We start from the raw sequence: 20,155 nt of genomic DNA, 5'->3' as shown, positions 1-20,155 counted from the left end.
CACGGAAATCCCCACCATGCTGAAGATCGAAAACCTCCACGCCCGCATCGGCGACAAGGAAATCCTCAAGGGCCTGTCGCTGGACGTCCAGCCGGGCCAGGTGCACGCCATCATGGGCCCGAACGGCGCCGGCAAGTCCACCCTGGGCAATGTCCTGGCCGGCCGCGAAGGCTACGAAGTGACCGAAGGCAGCGTGCAGTTCGACGGCGTCGACCTGCTGGAGCAGGACCCGGAAGCGCGCGCCGCTGCCGGCCTGTTCCTGGCGTTCCAGTACCCGGTGGAGATCCCGGGCGTGAACAACACCTACTTCCTGCGCGCGGCACTGAACGCCCAGCGCAAGGCACGCGGTGAGGAGGAACTCGATTCCATGCAGTTCCTCAAGCTGGTGCGCCAGAAGCTGGCCGTGCTGCACCTGAAGGACGAACTGCTGCACCGTGGCGTCAACGAAGGCTTCTCCGGTGGCGAGAAGAAGCGCAACGAGATCTTCCAGCTGGCCGTGCTGGAACCGAAGCTGGCGATCCTGGACGAAACCGACTCGGGCCTGGACATCGATGCACTGAAGAGCGTGGCCGATGGTGTCAACGCACTGCGCGCTGCTGATCGCTCGTTCCTGGTCATCACCCACTACCAGCGCCTGCTGGACTACATCAAGCCGGACGTGGTGCACGTGCTGGCCGATGGCCGCATCGTCAAGACCGGTGGCCCGGAACTGGCCCTGGAACTGGAAGCGCACGGCTATGATTTCCTGAAGGACCGGGTCGTGCCCGAGGCGGCGGTCTGATGAGCGCCTTGCTTGATTCGATGGCCCAGGCCTTCTGCGGCAGCGATGCGCGCCGCGAAGTGCTGGATGCGGCCCTGCGTGACGGCCTGCCGGCCGCCCGCAACGAGGCCTGGAAGTACACCTCGCTGCGGCAGCTGGAACGCCGTGCGTTCGCTGCGGCACCGCTGCAGGGCCCGGCGCTGGACGCCGCCCTGCTGGACGACATCCCAGCGCCGCGCTTGGTGTTCGTCAACGGCCGGTTGGATGCCGCACTGAGCGACGTGCAGGCCCTGCCGGCCGGCGTGCAGCTGCAGCCGCTGTCGGCCGCACTGGCCGCTGGCGAAGACGCCGTGCGTTTCCTCGGCCGCCGCTACGAGCGCAGCGAGGAGATCTTCGCCCGCCTGAATGCTGCGCTGGCCGATGAAGGCGTGGTGCTGCGCGTGGATGAAGGCGTGCAGGTCGACGTGCCGCTGCAGCTGGTGTTCGCCAGCGTCGCCGGTGACACCGACCTGGCCTGGCATCACCGCCACCTGATCGAACTGCGTGCCGGCGCCAGCTTGGGCGTAGTCGAGCATCGCTTCAGCGTGGGCGACTCCGCCCACCTGGACAATACCGTGCTGCATGCCCATGTCGCCCGCGATGCCGTGCTCAAGCACGCCCGCGTGCAGGCCGGCAGCGCGCGCCAGACCAGCTTCCTGCGCACCGACGCGGTGCTGGCCCGCGACGCGCAGTACCACCGCGTGGACCTGGAACTGGGCGCCGCGCTCAGCCGCCATGAACTGAACGTGCGCCTGGAAGGCGACAATGCCCAGCTGACCGCCAACGGCGTGCTGCTTGGCAATGGCCGCCGCCACGTCGAAACCCGCCTGGGTATCGACCACATCGCACGCGATACCGCCTGCGAACTGCTGTGGCGCGGCGTCGCCGCCAACCGCAGCCGCGTGGTGTTCCATGGTGGCATCCAGATCCGCGAAGGCGCCGATGGCACCGACGCGAACCTGTCCAACAAGAACCTGCTGCTGTCGGCCGATGCCGAGATCGACACCCAGCCGACGCTGGTGATCGACGCCGATGAAGTGAAGGCCGCGCACGGCGCGACCGTCGGCCAGCTCGACGCCAACGCGTTGTTCTACCTGCGCTCGCGCGGCCTGCCGCAGGCACAGGCGCAGGCACTGCTGAGCGCCGCGTTCTGCCACGAGCCGCTGAAGATCCTGCCCGACGCGCTGCGTGCGCAGCTGGCACGTCGCCTGGACAAGGCACTGGCCGAGGCGGGTGTGGCATGAACCTGTCCACGCCGCGCCCGATCGAAGAACGCACCGGCGCCCCCGACTGGGACCGCGTCCGCCTCGACTTCCCGCTGCTGATGCGTGAAGTGCACGGCAAGCCGCTGGTCTATTTCGACAATGCCAACACCGGCCAGAAGCCGGTGCAGGTGATCGGCGCGGTGGACGAGTTCTACCGCCGCTACAACGCCAACGTCAGCCGCGCGGTGCATGCACTGGGCAGCGAAGCCACCGACGCCTACGAAGGCGCACGCAACACGCTGGCGCGCTTCCTCAACGTCCGGCCCAGCGACCTGGTGCTGTGCAGTGGCACCACCTTCGCCATCAACCTGGTGGCCTATTCGTGGGCGCTGCCGCGGCTGAAGGCCGGTGACGTGATCCTGATCACGCGCATGGAGCACCACGCCAACATCGTGCCGTGGCAGCTGGTCGCGCAGCGTACCGGCGCCACCATCCGCGTGGCCGAGATCACGCCTGACGGCGCACTCGATCTGGATGCGCTGCGCGCGGCGATGACCCCGGAGGTCAAGCTGCTGGCCGTCACCCATGTCTCCAACGTGCTGGGCACGGTCAATCCGGTACGCGAGATCTGCCGTGAAGCGCGCAAGCGCGGCATCATCACCGTGGTCGATGGCTCGCAGGCCGTGCCGCACCGCAAGGTCGATGTCGCCGCGATAGGCTGCGACTTCTACGCCATCACCGGCCACAAGATGTGCGGCCCGACCGGTACCGGCGCACTGTGGGCGCGCCGCGAGCACCTGGACGCGATGCCGCCGTTCCTCGGTGGCGGCGAGATGATCAAGGAAGTCAGCTTCGACGGCACCGTGTTCAACGATGCCCCGCACAAGTTCGAAGCCGGCACCCCGAACATTGCCGGTTTCATCGGCCTGGGTGTGGCTGCCGACTACCTGCAGCAGCTTGGGCAGGAGAACGTGGAAGCACGCGAAGCCGAACTGCTGGCGCACTTCACCGAAGAGCTGCGCCGCGTCGACGGTCTGCGCATCATCGGCGAAGCGCCGGAGAAGGCCGCCGTGGTCTCGTTCCTGATCGACGGTGCGCATGCGCACGACCTGGCGACCCTGCTCGACCTGGAAGGCGTGGCCGTGCGCTCGGGCCAGCACTGCGCACACCCGCTGCTGCAGTACTTCGGCGTCGCGGCTACCTGCCGTGCCTCGCTGGCGTTCTACAACACGCATGCCGAGATCGAGCGGTTCATGACCGCACTGACCAAGGTGCGGAAGCTGCTGGGCTGAGGATTCGCCAGAATCAGGGAAGTACGAGAACGCCGCAGGGAACTGCGGCGTTTTTTATTGCGCGCTGGACGCAAGCAAGCAGAGGCGTAACGGGGAAATGCTGAGTGATGCCAGGAACGGGCAATCTCACCCTAATGCCGATCCATCCACCATCAACGGCCTTGAGGCACCGTCTCCTACATGCCAACAAGCATGGATACCCCGGAGACAATCAAGAAGACGTACATCATCACGACGCCCCTCAACACCCACCGTTCCCCCTGATGGAGCGCCTGCCCTTTGGAAGTAAGGGCAAGCACTGCAATACCGCGCAAGCACCTAAGCCACCAATCAACCTTGATGATTCCGACTGCAGCGAGTACTTCCGGCCGTTCACGCTCGATTTTCAGCAACATCCTGTGAGCCGCAAATGCGTTTATCCACATGGCACCTAGGATGATGGAAGCCCAAATGGGGAAGCTCTCAACAAGGCTTTTCATCGTTCTTCACCCTGGCTACGCGCTATAAAAACTCGTCAAACAGGCGCCGAAGATCAAATCAATCCGCAATTTCTGCAATACGGCAAACCCCTCCACCCACATCCGCCTCAACTCTGACGTACAGATTATTCGTAAAATACACATCCCCATGGCAAACCACGCGGACACTGCTCTCGTAGTAAGTTACAAGAAGTGAGGAATCAGTAGCGACCTCAGGCTTCACAACCCTGCTTTCACCGACAGGAATTGATCCTACGCCTACCACACCACCGCCAACCTCCAAGCTGACGCCATAAATCACGCCCCTTCCAACATTCTTTACAACAATCACCGGATCCGACAACCAATCACAACCCTGCAACCCCAGCGAAATAACCACAGCAGCCAGGCATGATTGGATTCGACCACTCCACGCGGTTGAGTGCTCAGCACCCAACTTGCAGTTCGCCATTTCTTGCAGCCTCCGAACATTGAAACGACTTCCTGTGCGACTGCCGGAGCCACACAAGCCACGGCCCCACCGCGAGTACCACCCGAATCAACAGCAAACAGAGCCATTCATGGCTTAGTCCCAATTCAATACGCCGCGGGTGGCGGAAAAGCCTGCGGAGCATGCCGAACAATCACCGGCGTTGCAGGCCCTTTGAAGCTACTCCATCACATAGCGCCCGCACACCCAATCTTCTACGTAGCAATCAGCTATGGATTCGATGCGTTCAATGGCGCAAGAAGCCCCTTGACGTACCCACCGAGACCAACTACGTCCTCAGCTGTACCAATCAGGTCCCGTCGCATCATCTTCTCGACATGCTCTACACCACCAAGTCGCGCGACAACATCCGCAAGGAAAGTGACATCTCCCGCAAATAACGTCACGTCCTGATCCAGCTTTACAACCCAGCGACCATCACGCGAAAACAAGAAATGATCACGCATGAAGTTCCCATCTTCCAACCAGTAGGAGCGCAGGCCATCCAGACCTCGCTCAATTTCCACGGGGTTTCCGCCGTCGGAGCTCTCTGAACATCGAACCGCGCACATCGCGATATCTGCAAAGTGCTCCGAAAGTGCGCTCAGCCACGCCACCCAAACATCATTCGGAGCAAAATCCTCATACAGGTTGCGATCAAACGCCATCCCAGCCCAGTCTTCCCGGAGGAGAGGGAGATCCGGAGGGTTAGAGTTTGAGAGAGATGCCGCAATGAAATCTGGCCAGCAACATGTATTTTTCATAGCTTCTCTGAATGCACTCAAGCCCACTCATCAATACTCCGCCTAACGGCCAACACCTGTGCTTCGGCATAGCGGGGATCGCGAATACGGATATCGCCATCATCAAGATAGTGCCATATCACGTGAGGAACACCGATTTCATACGAACTTGACCGAAGCACGTTCTTGATAAATTCCGCCCTCTGGTACCAGCTAGACACCTGCTCCACGGAAGCAGGCTCGGATTCCAAAAGCCTCCGCAGACAGGCTAGAACGAGATTCTTTACATCGATAGCGCTCAATGCGAAACCTCCTATTCTTCAACCAAGCGGAAATTGCCCCAAAGCCTATCGACGTGATCGATCAGCTCGCAATGACACAGACGCAATCGCGCAACGTGTAGAATTGAACAGCCCAGGAGTGAAATGGCGTACTGTGATATCTGTGACTCTGCCAGCCATCGAGAATGTTCCGAAGTCTCTGTCTGGCAAGTGTCAATCCTAACATGGAGACCATGCGATCACATGTTAGGCGCGCCTGTGGATCATCCCGCTTTCCTGCCACAGAAGGCAGAAATGAAAGCAAATAACGCCATTTCCACAACCTATCACTCACTTCAAATCTTCAAGATTGACGAGCACATCTCCAAATTCCGCACGTGGAACGGGACCAGGGATTCGTAGGGAGCGAACTTCAAGGGGGGCGTGAATTTCGCCAAGCAGCAGATCACCTGTCGAATTGTCACTCTCCCTTGTCCTGAACACCCCGATTATCGAGACCCATGAATACGCGTATTCATCAAATACGCTTTGCTGCAGATCTATTGGCCCTCTAATTCGAACTTGGGTCTCCTCAGTCACTCCGGCCTCAAACAACTCTTTGCTTGAATTCAGTACAAAGAGCTCCCGGCTCACCCCGAGATAGCCCTCCATCCGCACCAACTTTCCATCGAATAGCCGGGGCGTAGCAGCCAGTTCCCGGAAGCTGACCCGGCAGGCGGAGCTGCCCTCGACGCCACAGGTCGTTCCAAACGGTACGCCCACACCTTCTTGATACCTGCAACCAGCCCCATAAAAAATAAAAACAATAACCACGAAAAACCGGAAATCAACATTCACGCCCACCCCCCCGCGTCGCCATCCAGCGCCATGGGATACCGCTCACTTTCGCTGCACTCCCGCAAACCGCCCCTCCTCTGCCAGCCGAAAAATTCGCAGAATCATTGATAGCCAAGTTCATCAACAACAGCCTTGCACTTGGAATCCAAATCGACATGAAATGATTTCAACTCCTCGGACGGTAGTTTCCCGTCGTCCGAGCGATGCATTACTGCATATCCGCGCAACCCTGCCACCGTCCCCTCAGGAGCAATGTTGTAGATATCCCCACCCCACCCCCGCGACGACTTTACATAGTCAGCCACCACCAAAAGACAGTCGTCATCCAGTCGACCGCTTCCTATTTCATGTAGCGAACAACCAGCGACAGATACGAGACATAGCGCTGAAGTTAGCGCAAGCCCTTGAAGAACCATCGCTCGTCGTCGGCATCGAGATGAACTTGTGGATTTCACAGCACTCCCGCCACTTGTCGAGAAACCCAGGAAGGAACACCGTGGGCCGCCTGCCCCCCCCCCCCCGCGTTTGCAGTAATGATTCTATCAATAGCGCGTCAGCGACTGTTTGACGACAACGTGCTCCCATTCTACTTGGGATAGCCTTTCGCCCCTCGCCCCTTCAGCCATGGCCATCTGAACCAGCTCACCAGAAGGCTCATACATCGTACGCTCGATGACATTTCCATTGACAGCGGTGATCGCCACCGTTGAAACCAACGCATCGGTGTAACTGTACTCGACCACTTCCTGGGCAGCGGCCAGCACTATATTCAGGCCACACGCACCAACACCGCGAGTACCGCCCGAATCAGTGGAGAGCCAGCCCTTTTTCCAGCCGCCAGCCCGCCCTCGACCTCTCGGCAACAATCGTCACGCACTCATTTACAGGAAGCCCACAGGTGTCCGCCGACCTGACGACACCTTGATGATCGGCTAAGACGAAATATACCCTCAATCTTTCGCTTCCAGCCTGATCAAATGATTTCCTGACATCAATTAAATGCACCCTGCATATTTGCGCTTCTGGCACACTTTCGGAACTGAAAACTGACTCGAGCGCCTGTGCGTAGTGATTAGCCGCTGCGTTTCTTGGCTCATGATTTATGACCACACCCAAACCTCCATCTCTCCCGCCACAGGCTGCAAGCCCTAACAAGCAAAGCGCCGCTACAATAATATCGACCAGCCGCCCAAAGCGATCAAGCACTTGGGAATTTTTCACTGAATCCCCTCCCAAAACTTAGCGCACGCGCAATCTACATCCTTTCACAGGCCCCGATCATTCGCTTCACGATGACCGAGGCACACTGGCCTTCGTCAATACCACAAGTCCCCGCAGTCAAGAATTTCCCGCCGCCATCAGTCAGTACATAGAAAATCCTTCTATTTCTCCGACCCTCCCGAGAGAGTTCGAGCTGCGATACCACCAACTCTGCATTCACTTTCCGCGCCCCGTCCACAGGACGCGAATGCATGAGCTCATCCATATCAGCATGGATCTTCTGAGATGAGGAGCTGTCGTGGTCCTGGTTGGCCACCCGAAGAAGACAACCGCGGTCCTGCACACAGGAGGCGAGAAGCGGCATCGATAAGGCAGCAGATAGAGAAACTATGATCTTCATCGAGACCTGCCCAACCAATAACCTCGTGTTCAAACCAGAATGCGCTCCGCACCACCCGTTCCTATCATCGAATCCGAACGAATTATTATCGGCATTTGCGCAACTGCTGCCTCTAATTGGAGAGCCCCACCCCGCAAGGTGGAACCCCGACCCGTTCATGCCGCAATCTCTGAAGATCCATCTCCATCAGTTCGCGCGTAGTCTCCGGCGGATCAAGACGCAAGCCTTCCTCGAGGATTTGCATTGCGCGCTTACAGTCCCCCCCGCCTTGCTCAAGGGAGAGGAACAGTGCCAATCGCTGCATTGAACTAACGTCCATTCGTGCGACCCCCTCCTCAAGCCAGTAGCGATACCGCTCCATGTCGCCACGCGTCGAGTAGTGCCATTCGAGCTTTAGACGGGCCTCTGCATTCCCGTTTTCAGCCATCGAAATCTGACGTTCCAATTCTTCCTCGGAAAGGGCCAAACTTGGCGCTTCATCATGTTTCTCATTTCGGGAAAGCCGCTCTTCCTGGGGCTCCCCGTTACCGCAGCCAACAAGCAGCAAAGACAAAACAACGGAATTCGAAAGAATTTTCATTGCTTCACCTTCACCGTTTCTATTCTACGAATTCTGGACCCCAATTCAGGCTCAGCAAACTGATAGGATATTGAACCATCAGCTTTGATCGTAATCGAACGAATGGCGGGACCCGTCGGCCCCGTCCCTCCAGGCGAGAACCTTTGCCATACACCTGCACCTCCGGTTCCGTTCTCACCCATACTGACACGGAGCGTCATATCATCTCCAGGCTTGTAGTTTTTTGGATAGCGAACGAATCCGTTGGGAGCATAGACGGACGACTTATTCAGGTTCGCCCATCCCTGAGCAAAAGCCTTTGCCTGACCGATTTCCGCCCCAAGGTGGCAACCTGCCATGAATATTTCCTGGCCCTGTTTTAGCCCAAACTGGGTCCGAGCCATATCCCATGAGCTGACTGAGGAGTAGTTTTCCATGCGCCCCCTCGCTGGTCCTGAATGACCATGTTATTGGCGTGCCCTGCGACCGTGAACTTGCCCGGAATGTTGAGCGCATCTCCTGCCGCTCTCAGCCCGTTCGGATCAGCTTCACTGAACACGTTCATGTCTGCCCTGCCGTCCGGATCCTTGAACTTATACGGATTGGCAGAAGCGTAGCGATAGCGATTGAATGAAGCCCCTTCCGAACTAGCTGCAACTGGATCAGCCCCCAGAAATGCGACAGTTTGGAAGTCATAGTACCGCTGCTGCATGTAACTCAGCCCGGTCCCGGAGTCCGTCACATGCCCCGCATATCCCGGCCCATCCTTCAACGGCCGATTGACCACCGCCCCATACGGCTCATACACCGTACGCTCAATGACATTTCCGCTGGCATCGGTGATCGCCACCGGTGAACCCAGTGCATCAGTGTGGATGTACTCGACGACTTCCTGTGCGACCGCCGGAGCCACACAGGCCGCCAGCACCACCACCGTGAGCACCGCCCGAATCAACAGCGAACAGAGTCCATTCATGGCTTAGTCCCAATTCAATACGCCGCGGGTGACGGGGAAGTCTGCGGACCATGCCGAACAGCCACCGGCGTTGCAGGCCCTGACAATGTAGAGACTGGCGCAGTAGGTCCCGCCGCTCGACTGCACGTAGGTATTGGGGCCGGTGTACAGGCGCCGTCCAGTATGCAGTGACCTGTCGGCACCCGCCTCGGATACCATCAGAAAATCCCTGTTATCACGAACCGCTTCATGGGAGCCGCGATTGATACTTGAAACTCACTTCAGATCTTCGAGATCAACGGACACGTCTCCGAAAGTCGCTCTTGGAATCGGACCTGGGACTCTCAACGACTGAACGTCAAGTGGGGCATGCATTTCGCCGAGAAGAAGATCATCCGTCGACCCGTCCGTCCTCCTAAGCCTGAACTCCCCAGTCACTGATACCCACGAATAGGCATACCGATTAAAAACGTCACGCTGGAGATCTATTGGGCCCCTGATGCGAACTTGGGTCTCATCAGTCACTCCAGCTTCGAACAGCTCCTTGCTGGAGTTCAATACAAAGAGCCCTCGACTAACTCCGAGATAGCCTTCCACGCGTATCGATTTCCCATCGAATAGACGGGGGGTCGCAGCCAGCGCCCGGAAGCCGACTCGGCAAGCTGGATTCTGACCGATCCCACAATCCTTTGCGGGCGGCGTCTGCCGTCCTTCCTGATCACCGCAACCGACCACGGAAATCGCCAAGAAGAAGGTCACGAAAAGCTGATAATTTATTCTCATTTCACAACCTCCGACACACCATCCTTGTTCAGCCTATAGACCCCCGACGGATCCGAAACGTAATTAATCGAATTTGTTTTCTTGTACGTTTCAACATCCCAATATGAGAATGGCGAGTAGGCACGATTGTATCCGTCCAATGCTGGATGCGTGTGGATATTGATCCCCCTACGAGAGGCCTACCGGCAGTCCCACCCAGCCAGTCCACGTCACGAACCTGACTGGATATCCCAATATCGGAAAGGTGAAAGGCACCGCTATTCTTCATCACGATTTCCGCACTCACTTCCCATCCGAATCTAACAGAGTACTTCTGATAAACCTTTGAAAAAATCTTGGCAGCGTTGTCTGAATTCGCGTTCGGAATTGACTCCATCTTTACCTTCGTAGCATCAACAACACCCTTCATGGCATCATATCGAGCCTGTGCATTTTCCTTTGTAAAGCCAGACGGGAGAGCCCCTCCGATTGCCGCCACTCTTACCCCGGCCGCAATGCCATTGTTTTATATTTTGCTCCCAGTAATAGCCTGCCGAGCATCCTTGGGCTGCCTTCCATCCGGATCAAGGAACCGATACGGGTTCCCCAGCGCATACGCGTAGCGCCCAAAAGCAGCCACTGATGAAGCTATTGGATCGGCGGATAGAAATGCCCCAGTCTCCACATCATAGTACCGCTGCTGCATGTAACTCAGCCCGGTCCCGGAGTCCGTCACATGCCCCGTATATCCCGGCCCATCCTTCAACGGCCGATTGACCACCGCCCCATACGGCTCATACACCGTACGCTCAATGACATTTCCGCTGGCATCGGTGATCGCCACCGGTGAACCCAGTGCATCAGTGTGGATGTACTCGACGACTTCCTGTGCGACCGCCGGAGCCACACAGGCCGCCAGCACCACCACCGTGAGCACCGCCCGAATCAACAGCGAACAGAGTCCATTCATGGCTTAGTCCCAATTCAATACGCCGCGGGTGACGGGGAAGTCTGCGGACCATGCCGAACAGCCACCGGCGTTGCAGGCCCTGACAATGTAGAGACTGGCGCAGTAGGTCCCGCCGCTCGACTGCACGTAGGTATTGGGGCCGGTGTACAGGCGCCGTCCAGCTCCGGAAGGCTCAAGCTGATACTCCGTTGCCCCCGGAACCGCGCGCCAGCCGACGCTGCATTGCACCTGATAGGGCGCCTTGCGCGTGCTGAGCCACTCCGCCACGTAGATCTGAGTGGCTGCAGGAGGAAGCACGACGGAGACACTGGCGATGCCCGAGTAGGGACTGCACCCCGCGAAATTGCATGCCCTCACGCGATAGGCGTAGCTGCCATTGCCACGGCTGGCACCAAAGCTGTTCCCGCCGCCGTTATGCACCACCGTCCAGCCACCACCGTTGGCACTCTCCTCCAGCACGAAGCTCTCGCTGTTGGCCGGCACCGACCAGCTCAGGCTGTACTGCGGCACGTTCACCAGGCCCGGCGCGCTGATCACCGGCTCGATCGTCGGCGGCCCGATCATCTCTCCTGTAGCAGCCAGGCCAGGAAAACGCGAAAGCACGCGAGGTGGAACTACTGGCGCGCTTCACCGAAGAGCTGCACCGCCTCGCCGGCCTGCGGATTATCGGGGAGGTGCAGGGAAGGCCGCCGCGGTCTCGCCCGTGCTCAGCGGCGAGCACGTCCATGAACAACTGGTGATCCTGCACAATCTGAAAGAATGAAAGTGCGATAGGGCCCGCACCACGCCCGCCCGCTGATGCAGCACTTCAGCGTCGGGGCCACCTGCCGTACCTCCCTAGCGTCCTACATGGCGCACGCCAAGATCGAACCGTTCATGACGGCGTTGGCGACGGCGCGGAAGTTGCTGGGGTGTGTTTTGAGTAGCAGCGAGCAAGACGAGAATGCCGCGGGAGACTGCGGCCTTTCCGTTCCTAACAATTGCCCAGATCGACCCGCTGGATGTCGGGCATAAACGTCGACTTGCGTAGGAAAGAACGCAAGCGCCAACCAATGCAACTCTGCATAGAACGCCCACGAGGCGAGCACTTCCATCATGCACCAAACGAGCAACGACAAGCTGTGCCGACAACGCTCGCCAAGCGCCTGTCACCAACCCACTCGACTCATTCGCTATAAACCCAAATGAACGCCTTCCATCACCCCCATTCGATCTACATCCACTGGAGCACTTGGGGGCCTGGGGGCACCATCGCGATTCCAGCGAAACGTGCCGGTCACCCGCAGGAATTTCTCCTCCCCACTCTCAACCGAAGGAATCTCTCGAAAGGCATCCGGGCTTGATTCTGGATAGGCCACCAATGAACTGAATGAGTTCCTTGCGTCCAGTTCATCACGCGAAGGAAAGAGCAAGATCACACCGTTGACCTGATCTATCCATGCATAGAAAGAAACCAATCGCCCGTCAAATTTTTCTGGCTGAGACAACAGCGCAGACATCGTGGTCATGCACGTTTCATACCCTAAGTCATTGCCTCGAAATTTACAGGCGCTTGGAGCCCCCGCCGCGCGCCCCTCCTGACTGGATGAAGAACAAGCGCCAAGGATGAAAACCAGCGTAACAACTGCAAACCACCGACGTCCGGGATCCATCATTTCACCTTAAAGAAGTAGTCTTCGGCCGCGATGTACGCGCCAGGGTTCGTTCTAGCATTGACCGCTCGTCAGTGCCGCAAGTTCCCGCAGTCAAGGATCTCCCGCCGCCATCAGTCAATACATAGAAGATCCTTCCATTTCTCCGACCTTCCGAGAGCGTTCGAGCTGCGATACCACCAACTCTGCCTTCACTTCCCGCGCCCCATCCACAGGGCGCGAATGTATGAGTTCATCCATATCAGCATGGATCTTCTGAGATGAGGAGCTGTCGTGGTCCGGGTTAGCCCCCCCCCGAAGAAGACAACCGCGGTCCTGCACACAGGAGGCAAGAAGCGGCATCGATAAGGCTGCAGATAGAAAAATTTCGATCTTCATCAAAACCGAACCAAGTCACTTTCCCTAAAGTTGCTTATCAAGGCGCTTTGCGTCGAGCCGACCTTCGCCCCTGAAGAACCCCTTGAAATTGCTAAGTCGATGCGGAGACGCCGTATCGTTGTTCAGCATCGCATCGGCGAAGCGCTGGAGAAGGCTACCGTAATCTCGTTCCTGAACGATGGCGCGCTTGCACACGACCTAGCCACCCTGCCCGACTCGGCACGCCGAGGCCGAGCAACTCGTGACCGCATTGACCAGGTGCGTAAGTTGCTTGGCTGAGGATTCGCCGTAGTCAAGGACATGCGAGAACACCACGGTAAACCGTGGTGTTCTTGTTTTCAGCGACTACCTACTCTGACATGCCGTACGACGATCAGGAATGACATCTGCGAAGGCGGCGTCAGCTGCGGATACGCTGATAGCAGCCTCAACGACAATCGCTAAACATGTCGACCATGCATCAACGCTTGCCGCCACCCCATACAGAGTCGTAAAGCCCCAGCATGAGAAGCACCATGAAGGAAGTCATCCCCAAGTACAGGAATCGGCTCGCCAGCCGATGCGAATCACAAACACTCTTACTCAAGATCACTCCATCCAGGCGCCCTCTGTTCACTGCGCGGAGCCGTTGATAGGCGCCTTCAAATTCCAAAGAAACTCCCGGACGTTTGCGCCTGCTCAACTCCGGATGATCACGCTCCAGTCTCACCTTGAACTCGTGAAGAAAGTAGAAATATGCTGGATAGAAGATGATGATTCCCAGAATTGAAAGCAAGAACAACCAGCTCATAGCTCTTTCTCCCATCCCCCCATCGCGGGAGGCTTGACTATTGCCTGTCCACCAAAGCCACCGCCAGCAGAAACCGATAGAGACCCTCCGCCGTGATCATTGAAACGGGCACTCAAACCAATAGCGAGGCCATCGCCTATTCGCACCTTAAAGTATCCCAGAGGGTTACCCTTAAGCGCCAGATCAGTTGTCCCTTTGGGGTCACCCCAAGAGAACACCTTGAAATTCGCCTGGGCGCCGATGAATCCGCCCAAGCCCATCACTTTGTAAACGCCTAGCCGGTCACTTTGCCACGGGCGCGTCGTCTTGGTCGCGGTAGCCTCCGCGCCAAGACCCAGGGCAAGAGAACCACTTGCTGTGAACGACGTCCTTCTGATTGCACGCTCCCCGGTATTTTCGATCAGTTCCCCCATACTCCCCGCAGGAGGAATTGAAGGCTCCGAATTTCTGTTTCCTGCCGAAATCCTCGACCCACCAATACTTCCACCGCGCTCCCCCCCTTTGTCCAACCTGCACCCCGTGTCCTTTCCGCATGCTTGCCGTCCATCAGGATCAGTAAACGCGTATGGATTACTTTGCGCGTAGTGATACCGTCCGAACGCAACTTCTGTAGCAGCAACGGGATCGACAGAATGAAACGCGCTCGCCTCTGGATCGTAATACCGCTGCTGCATATAACTCAGCCCGGTCCCCGAGTCCGTCACATGCCCCGTATATCCCGGCCCATCCTTCAACGGCCGATTCACCACCGCCCCATACGGCTCATACACCGTACGCTCGATGACGTTTCCGCTGGCATCGGTGATCGCCACCGGTGAACCCAGTGCATCAGTGTGGATGTACTCGACGACTTCCTGTGCGACCGCCGGAGCCACACAGGCCGCCAGCACCACCACCGCGAGTACCGCCCGAATCAACAGCGAACAGAGTCCATTCATGGCTTAGTCCCAGTTCAATACGCCACGGGTGACGGGGAAGTCTGCGGACCATGCCGAACAACCACCGGCGTTGCAGGCCCTGACAATGTAGAGACTGGCGCAGTAGGTCCCGCCGCTCGACTGCACGTAGGTATTGGGGCCGGTGTACAGGCGCCGTCCAGCTCCGGAAGGCTCAAGCTGATACTCCGTTGCCCCCGGAACCGCGCGCCAGCCGACGCTGCATTGCACCTGATAGGGCGCCTTGCGCGTGCTGAGCCACTCCGCCACGTAGATCTGAGTGGCTGCAGGAGGAAGCACGACGGAGACACTGGCGATGCCCGAGTAGGGACTGCACCCCGCGAAATTGCATGCCCTCACGCGATAGGCGTAGCTGCCATTGCCACGGCTGGCACCAAAGCTGTTCCCGCCGCCGTTATGCACCACCGTCCAGCCACCACCGTTGGCACTCTCCTCCAGCACGAAGCTCTCGCTGTTGGCCGGCACCGACCAGCTCAGGCTGTACTGCGGCACGTTCACCAGGCCCGGCGCGCTGATCACCGGCTCGATCGTCGGCGGTCCGATCACCGCTACCGTCGACGTGGCCGACCACGGTCCGCAGCCTGCGCCATTGCAGGCGGCAACCCGATAGCCATAGCTGCCGACCCCGCGCGCAGCGGTGGCATAGGAACCCGCGTTGCCGTCGAACAGCGTGACCCATCCACCACCATTGCTGCTTTCCTGCAGGGTGTAGCGCGTGGCACCAGCCACCCCGTTCCAGCCGATGCCGATACTGCCCGGCGCAGCGCGTGCCGGCGCAGAAAGACCTGGCGCAGTGGCAGGCGGATACACCACCGTCACCGCAGCCGTGGCGCTGTATCCCGTGCACCCCACCGGGTTACATGCGCGAACCCGGTAGTTGTAGCTTCCCGCTGCCTTGCCACTGAAGGCCTTGGACTGACCAATGGCGTTGTGCACCTGGGCCCAAGCGCCACCATTGGCGCTTTCCTCCAGCTCATAGCGCTCGGCACCGGAAGCCGCAGACCACCCCACGCTGTAGCTGCCATTGAAGGCCGTGGCAGGCAGGTTCAAGGTCGGTACGGTGGATGGCGCCAGTGCCACGGCCACTGATGCGACATTGCTCCATCCGCCGCACACCGCCCGGCAGCCGCGCACCCGGAACTGATAGGTTCCCGTGACCAGGCCGGTGCTGGTGAACGATTGCGCCGCGCCATCAAAGACCGTGCTCCAGGTGCCCGCAAGGGCGCGCTGCAGCTCATAGCGGTTGGCACCACCGGCCGGGCTCCAGGTCAGGTTCACGCTGCCCTGGGTGATGTAGCCCGGCGCACTCAGCGCGGGAACGCTGGGTGCGGCTTCGCCATGCACCTGGGACACCAGGCTGCCTGACAGGTAGAGATAGTCGGTCTGTTTGCCGGTACGTTCGTTGCGCTGGAATCGCAGCACACCGCCGTTGTCGTAGAACGAGTAGATTGCCCCCTTGCCACTGGCGCTGGCCTTCACCCGGCGCCCGTGGGCGTCGTACTCGTAGCTCTCTGCTGTACCCGCCGCACGCAGCCGGTTGCCGTAATCAAACGCGAAAGCCTGGCCATTGCGCACCGATAGATTGCCCTGCACGTCATAGCCAAGACCGGTCACGGTTGCCCCGGTTCCGGTTTCGATCACGTTGACCAGCCGATTGGTCGGATCGAAATAGTGCGTACGATCGCGGCTGCCGACCTTGGCACGGCGCAGGTTGTCCAGCGCGTCATACTCATACAGTGCATTGCCGAAGCCCGGTGCAGTGACCGTCCGCAACCGGTCCAGGCCGTCATAGGTCATGTCCCGGTTGCCTGGCGCCCCGGGCAGACCATCGGAAATGGCCATCACATTGCCGCCAGCATCGTAGTCGTAGCTGTCATCCAGCACTGCGGCCACTGCAGTGGCATCGCGGCTGCGGTCAGGCAGTCCGCGGGCATTCTGGGTCAACGTGTGCACGATCCCGTTGCCATAGACAAAGCGGGCCAACGCGCCATTGGCAAAGTAACTGGCCTCCTTTGCATAGCCGCCGACCGTCGTCGCCCGACCCAGTGCATCCGGCGCATAGCTGACGACACGCCCCCCCGGGTAGGTATTGCTGGCCAGTGTGCCGTTGGCATCGTAGCCATAGGCCAGGCTCAGGCTTCCCAGATCCGGATGCTGCAGGGTTTCGCCGCTGAGCAGGCGGCGGCGGTTGTACTGGTAGCGGTTGACGACCATCGGCCGGGCCGGATCGTTCTGCGTGCTGATCTCGGCAGGCAGGCCATCAGGCGCGTAGGACCAGATCTGATTTCCGCGCCCATCCGGGAAGATCAGGGTCGACAGGCGGTTGGCAGCATCGTAACTACGCTTCACCGCACGTCCACTGGCCAGCGCTTCACTGCGGTTGCAGTCGGTGGTGCTGGTCAAACCCGTGCCAGCCGCCGACCACAGCACGTTGCCTGCCGCGTCGTAATCCTGCACGGTCGCGCCGGTTTCCGGTTCGATGGTCTTGCACAGCTGCTGGTAGCCGTCATAGACGTAGCGGCGGGTGAGCGACTGGCTGCCGTCTGCATTGCGGCGGGTGATCGCCAGCGGCTTGCCCAGCGTATCTCGCTGGATCTCGGTCACCACGCCTTCCGGGTGCTGCAGCGTCAGCGGCATCTCATAGCTGGGCTGGTCGTAGGCAAGATGGCGTGTCGTCGTCGCCTGGCCTCGCGGGTTGGTCACTTTCACCGACAGATTGCCCACGTACTCGGTGCGGGTAACCAGTGCCCCCAGCTCGGACGATTGACTGACCGCCGTGGGGCGGCCCAACGCGTCGTACTGCGTCGTGGTGCCGGTCAGGGTGGCATTGATATCGGAGAACTGCCGCGTGGGATACGAGGCAAACACGGTCTTGCCGCTGGTGTCGTAGCGGGTCACCACGGCGCTGTCCAGCACGTTGTTGGCGTTTTCGGTCACCAGCACCGGGCGGAACATCGCATCCAGGTAGGTATCCGTGCGCCGCCCGCCCTGCGTGCGGGAATGCTTCCACGCACCGGCGGGCACCCCCAGCTGCGCGCCACCCAGCCGCTGCAGGTCCATGGTTACGCCATTCCAGTTCACGCTGTCGCCGCCAGGGTACTGCTGGCTGCGCAGCCTGCCCATGCTGTCGTAGCTGAAGCTGGTGGTTGCGCCGGTTTCGTCGGTCAGCGAGGTGATCCAACCGTTGTCGTCGACGGCAACCGTGCGCACCGCGCCATTGGGCGCTTCGGGCGTGGCCGGCATGCGCAGCTGCTGCGGAACGCCACGCTTCCATCCCGACAGATGGCTGGTATTGCCGCGGCCATCGGCCACCGAGGCAACCGTGCCGTCGGCTGCGTAGGTCACCTGCTGCGCCAGGCGGCCGAATGCATAGGCGCGTAACGGCAGTGCTTTGGCCGTATCGAATTCGGTGCGCGACTGCTCGATGCCATTGAGCACACTGCGCGCCACTTGGCCGTTCACCCATAGCGCGGGATTGTCGTAGTAGCTGGTGCTGCTGGTGCGACTCTGGCCGGCGGAATTCGCTTCGACAACGGTGACTTCGCGCGCAAATGCATCAAAGGCCTGCACGGTGCGGGTGAACTGCACGCCATCCTGTTCCACAACGGTGGATTGGACGGGGCGGTTGTAATGGGCCTTGAGATCGTTGGCACCGTACTTGAAGTCCTTGCCGGCCTCCTTCGGGAAGGGCGCCGCATCCAGCTGGGCATCCGGATAGTAGTTGTTGCGGTCAATGCGCACGACCGCGCCGCCCGATCGTGTTGTCGTCGACAACAACAGGCCATCGTTGTAGGCAACTTCCTTGCCGAACTCATAGACGCGAACGACACCATCGGGCAGCGTTTCGGTGGTGATCTTCGGCTCTGCCTGGCCCACCGGGATTACTGGACCGCCCAGGTCCTGGGCGAAAGCACCGTTGAGATTGGTGTATTGATAAGTCCACTGTGCAGTGGGCATGCCCGGACCGCTGATGGTCTTGGTCACCAGCGACATTGCGTCACGGTAGACCGGCGTGTAGTTCCAGCCATCGGCAAACAGGTGATTGTCGCCAGAGGTCTGGCAATCCAGCTTTACATTCTTGCGCCCGTGGCGGAACGGGCGGAACAGGAACGTTCCCAGCGCACCCGACGGATGCTGGATGCTCAGGGTGATCTCGCTGGGCACGATCTTGTTGACGCGCGAGCATGTGGCCGGGTAGTCCATGTACTCCCAGATGCTCTGCCCGATGTAGTCGGCATACTTGTGGGTGACTGACAGCGGCGGCAGGTTGTAGACCCATTGGGTTCCGTCCGGCAGCGTCACTGTCCGCAGGATATCGGCCTCCGTGTACCCGTAAGTCCAGGTGCGCCCTGCAGCGGTTGCGGACGCGATCAGTCCTTTCGCGTTGTAGGCCAGGCTGATCTCGCGGCCATCGTTGGCAACCATGCGCAACAGCCGGTCGCCACTCCACTCGTAGCGCACCCAGTTGCCGAAGCGATCCACAACCTGCGATGGGTACAGGAACACACGCTTTCGATTCAGCAGTGCATTGCTTTCTGGCCCGTAGGGTTGCAGCGTTGCACCGTTGTGGGGCTTGGCGACCATCCAGTCGAAGTAGTACTTGGTACCGTCGGGCGCATGACCAAGGAAGCCTTGTCCCGGCTGTCCGCTCTTCAGGGCGGTCAGGCAACTGAACGTCCAGCCGCCCTTGGTATTCCAAGGCGCCGGTTCGCCAAACTGTGGCTGCGGCTGGCGCGCATCACCGCTGCCTCCCAGGACCGGCTCACCGCCACCGCCTGGCAGGGAAAGGCGCACGCCATCCCAGAATGTAGTGGGACTGAAATTGACGGTCTGGGTTTGGCGACGGTTCCAGACCTCCAGCGCGGGGGGCGCCGCCACCGTACTGCAGCGCGCAGCAGGCGCCCAGTAGCCGACAGCAGCGGTCTCCGGTAGATCACCATAGACGCCGGACATGGACGGAATATCCAGATCCCAATCCGAGAATGGGCTCTCACTACTGCCATCGCCATCGCGGTAGCTGCGGCCCAAGGTCATCGTCAGGCTGCCATTGCCCGGAATCGAAACATCCGTGGCCTTGAAGCTGATCGAACCGTCATAGAGGTTGACCTGCTCACCGAAGATCTCGCCCTTCAGCGGCTCGACGAGGTCCCCGTACTTCAGTCGCTTGTCGTACTCCTGCCGCCAGGTGGGAACGATCTGGGCGGAAACGCCGACCGGTGCCAGCACGCACAGGGCAACGACACCGAGAAGCAGACCCTTGGCAGCCATTGCGGCGCGCGGATATGAAATGAGGCCAGACTGCATGCAGATCCTCCCTGGGTCGACGTCCCTGTGTGCCCCACCCGCGCCGAACGGCAGTTGACCTTCGACCAGGCGGCACCCACGCCGGCAGACAGCCACGCGTTGC

At 59.7% G+C, this 20,155-nt stretch carries 18 protein-coding genes; 3 read left to right on the top strand and 15 right to left on the bottom strand.

Annotation, left to right across the window (positions count from 1 at the left end; all coding sequences use genetic code 11):
• Positions 1 to 16 precede the first annotated feature (16 nt).
• The 3 genes from sufC to ROV95_RS19610 are packed head-to-tail and all read left to right on the top strand — an operon-like array spanning position 17 to position 3,296.
• Entirely contained in the window at positions 17 to 781 is a 765-nt protein-coding gene (gene sufC / locus ROV95_RS19620) for a Fe-S cluster assembly ATPase SufC (RefSeq protein WP_058979323.1), read from the top strand.
• Positions 781 to 2,043, top strand: coding sequence for a Fe-S cluster assembly protein SufD (gene sufD / locus ROV95_RS19615; protein ID WP_134735517.1), 1,263 nt, complete (start codon positions 781 to 783; stop codon positions 2,041 to 2,043). Before sufC ends, sufD begins: the two co-directional genes overlap by 1 nt.
• Positions 2,040 to 3,296 (top strand): cysteine desulfurase, encoded by a 1,257-nt coding sequence (locus ROV95_RS19610; protein WP_010483557.1) that lies wholly within the window; start codon positions 2,040 to 2,042, stop codon positions 3,294 to 3,296. Before sufD ends, ROV95_RS19610 begins: the two co-directional genes overlap by 4 nt.
• Positions 3,297 to 3,472: 176 nt before the next feature.
• Here ROV95_RS19610 and ROV95_RS19605 read toward each other — a convergent pair whose 3' ends face one another.
• The 15 genes from ROV95_RS19605 to ROV95_RS19535 form a co-directional block, all read right to left on the bottom strand.
• Positions 3,473 to 3,775 carry a hypothetical protein gene (locus ROV95_RS19605; protein WP_312545963.1) on the bottom strand — a complete coding sequence of 101 codons (303 nt, stop codon included), beginning with the start codon at positions 3,773 to 3,775 and terminating at the stop codon, positions 3,473 to 3,475.
• Between the two features lie 699 nt (positions 3,776 to 4,474).
• Complete coding sequence (locus tag ROV95_RS19600) at positions 4,475 to 4,912, bottom strand: hypothetical protein (RefSeq protein ID WP_058979329.1); 438 nt, start codon at positions 4,910 to 4,912, stop codon at positions 4,475 to 4,477.
• 686 nt (positions 4,913 to 5,598) lie between these two features.
• Positions 5,599 to 6,105, bottom strand: a complete 507-nt coding sequence (locus tag ROV95_RS19595) for a hypothetical protein (RefSeq protein ID WP_134730473.1) — start codon at positions 6,103 to 6,105, stop codon at positions 5,599 to 5,601.
• Between the two features lie 542 nt (positions 6,106 to 6,647).
• On the bottom strand, positions 6,648 to 6,869 hold the full coding sequence (locus tag ROV95_RS19590) for a hypothetical protein (RefSeq protein ID WP_312545961.1): 222 nt from the start codon (positions 6,867 to 6,869) through the stop codon (positions 6,648 to 6,650).
• A gap of 43 nt (positions 6,870 to 6,912) precedes the next feature.
• The gene (locus ROV95_RS19585) at positions 6,913 to 7,326 is read right to left on the bottom strand and encodes a hypothetical protein (protein ID WP_312545959.1); all 414 of its coding nucleotides are present in this window, start codon (positions 7,324 to 7,326) and stop codon (positions 6,913 to 6,915) included.
• A 512-nt stretch (positions 7,327 to 7,838) separates the two neighbouring features.
• Positions 7,839 to 8,306 carry a hypothetical protein gene (locus ROV95_RS19580; RefSeq protein WP_054171181.1) on the bottom strand — a complete coding sequence of 156 codons (468 nt, stop codon included), beginning with the start codon at positions 8,304 to 8,306 and terminating at the stop codon, positions 7,839 to 7,841.
• Positions 8,303 to 8,644 (bottom strand): hypothetical protein, encoded by a 342-nt coding sequence (locus ROV95_RS19575; protein WP_312545958.1) that lies wholly within the window; start codon positions 8,642 to 8,644, stop codon positions 8,303 to 8,305. The genes ROV95_RS19580 and ROV95_RS19575 overlap by 4 nt, the downstream gene beginning before the upstream one ends.
• A 20-nt stretch (positions 8,645 to 8,664) precedes the next feature.
• Positions 8,665 to 9,261: an RHS repeat-associated core domain-containing protein gene (locus ROV95_RS19570; RefSeq protein ID WP_312545957.1), complete on the bottom strand. Its 597-nt coding sequence runs from the start codon at positions 9,259 to 9,261 to the stop codon at positions 8,665 to 8,667.
• A 1,267-nt stretch (positions 9,262 to 10,528) separates the two neighbouring features.
• A complete protein-coding gene (locus tag ROV95_RS19565) occupies positions 10,529 to 10,972 on the bottom strand; it encodes an RHS repeat-associated core domain-containing protein (RefSeq protein ID WP_312545956.1) in 444 nt (147 codons plus the stop codon).
• A 3-nt stretch (positions 10,973 to 10,975) separates the two neighbouring features.
• Positions 10,976 to 11,536 carry a hypothetical protein gene (locus tag ROV95_RS19560; protein ID WP_312545954.1) on the bottom strand — a complete coding sequence of 187 codons (561 nt, stop codon included), beginning with the start codon at positions 11,534 to 11,536 and terminating at the stop codon, positions 10,976 to 10,978.
• A gap of 608 nt (positions 11,537 to 12,144) precedes the next feature.
• Positions 12,145 to 12,480, bottom strand: coding sequence for a hypothetical protein (locus ROV95_RS19555; RefSeq protein ID WP_279937795.1), 336 nt, complete (start codon positions 12,478 to 12,480; stop codon positions 12,145 to 12,147).
• A gap of 261 nt (positions 12,481 to 12,741) precedes the next feature.
• Complete coding sequence (locus ROV95_RS19550; protein ID WP_312545950.1) at positions 12,742 to 13,002, bottom strand: hypothetical protein; 261 nt, start codon at positions 13,000 to 13,002, stop codon at positions 12,742 to 12,744.
• Positions 13,003 to 13,462: 460 nt separating this feature from the next.
• Positions 13,463 to 13,792, bottom strand: a complete 330-nt coding sequence (locus ROV95_RS19545; protein WP_262088559.1) for a hypothetical protein — start codon at positions 13,790 to 13,792, stop codon at positions 13,463 to 13,465.
• A complete protein-coding gene (locus ROV95_RS19540; protein WP_312545948.1) occupies positions 13,789 to 14,730 on the bottom strand; it encodes an RHS repeat-associated core domain-containing protein in 942 nt (313 codons plus the stop codon). The genes ROV95_RS19545 and ROV95_RS19540 overlap by 4 nt, the downstream gene beginning before the upstream one ends.
• 3 nt (positions 14,731 to 14,733) lie before the next feature.
• Complete coding sequence (locus tag ROV95_RS19535; protein WP_312545946.1) at positions 14,734 to 20,052, bottom strand: wall-associated protein; 5,319 nt, start codon at positions 20,050 to 20,052, stop codon at positions 14,734 to 14,736.
• Positions 20,053 to 20,155: the final 103 nt, after the last annotated feature.

Origin of the sequence: Stenotrophomonas maltophilia group sp. msm1, from assembly GCF_032025805.1 — a bacterium.
GTDB classification, from domain to species: domain Bacteria; phylum Pseudomonadota; class Gammaproteobacteria; order Xanthomonadales; family Xanthomonadaceae; genus Stenotrophomonas; species Stenotrophomonas hibiscicola.
The sequence above is the reverse complement of the archived record's forward strand: the minus strand, read 5'-3'. Positions and strand labels throughout refer to the sequence as shown.

What these genes read in the sequence shown, in the direction of transcription:
- ROV95_RS19565 (WP_312545956.1), bottom strand. Translation starts at nt 10,972, where the DNA reads ATGAATGGACTCTGTTCGCTGTTGATTCGGGCGGTGCTCACGGTGGTG.
- ROV95_RS19610 (WP_010483557.1), top strand. Translation starts at nt 2,040, where the DNA reads ATGAACCTGTCCACGCCGCGCCCGATCGAAGAACGCACCGGCGCCCCC.
- ROV95_RS19570 (WP_312545957.1), bottom strand. Translation starts at nt 9,261, where the DNA reads ATGAATGGACTCTGTTCGCTGTTGATTCGGGCGGTGCTCACGGTGGTG.
- ROV95_RS19535 (WP_312545946.1), bottom strand. Translation starts at nt 20,052, where the DNA reads ATGCAGTCTGGCCTCATTTCATATCCGCGCGCCGCAATGGCTGCCAAG.
- ROV95_RS19560 (WP_312545954.1), bottom strand. Translation starts at nt 11,536, where the DNA reads ATGATCGGGCCGCCGACGATCGAGCCGGTGATCAGCGCGCCGGGCCTG.
- ROV95_RS19555 (WP_279937795.1), bottom strand. Translation starts at nt 12,480, where the DNA reads ATGACCACGATGTCTGCGCTGTTGTCTCAGCCAGAAAAATTTGACGGG.
- ROV95_RS19600 (WP_058979329.1), bottom strand. Translation starts at nt 4,912, where the DNA reads ATGGCGTTTGATCGCAACCTGTATGAGGATTTTGCTCCGAATGATGTT.
- ROV95_RS19545 (WP_262088559.1), bottom strand. Translation starts at nt 13,792, where the DNA reads ATGAGCTGGTTGTTCTTGCTTTCAATTCTGGGAATCATCATCTTCTAT.
- sufD (WP_134735517.1), top strand. Translation starts at nt 781, where the DNA reads ATGAGCGCCTTGCTTGATTCGATGGCCCAGGCCTTCTGCGGCAGCGAT.
- sufC (WP_058979323.1), top strand. Translation starts at nt 17, where the DNA reads ATGCTGAAGATCGAAAACCTCCACGCCCGCATCGGCGACAAGGAAATC.
- ROV95_RS19605 (WP_312545963.1), bottom strand. Translation starts at nt 3,775, where the DNA reads ATGAAAAGCCTTGTTGAGAGCTTCCCCATTTGGGCTTCCATCATCCTA.
- ROV95_RS19575 (WP_312545958.1), bottom strand. Translation starts at nt 8,644, where the DNA reads ATGGCAGGTTGCCACCTTGGGGCGGAAATCGGTCAGGCAAAGGCTTTT.
- ROV95_RS19550 (WP_312545950.1), bottom strand. Translation starts at nt 13,002, where the DNA reads ATGAAGATCGAAATTTTTCTATCTGCAGCCTTATCGATGCCGCTTCTT.
- ROV95_RS19540 (WP_312545948.1), bottom strand. Translation starts at nt 14,730, where the DNA reads ATGAATGGACTCTGTTCGCTGTTGATTCGGGCGGTACTCGCGGTGGTG.
- ROV95_RS19580 (WP_054171181.1), bottom strand. Translation starts at nt 8,306, where the DNA reads ATGAAAATTCTTTCGAATTCCGTTGTTTTGTCTTTGCTGCTTGTTGGC.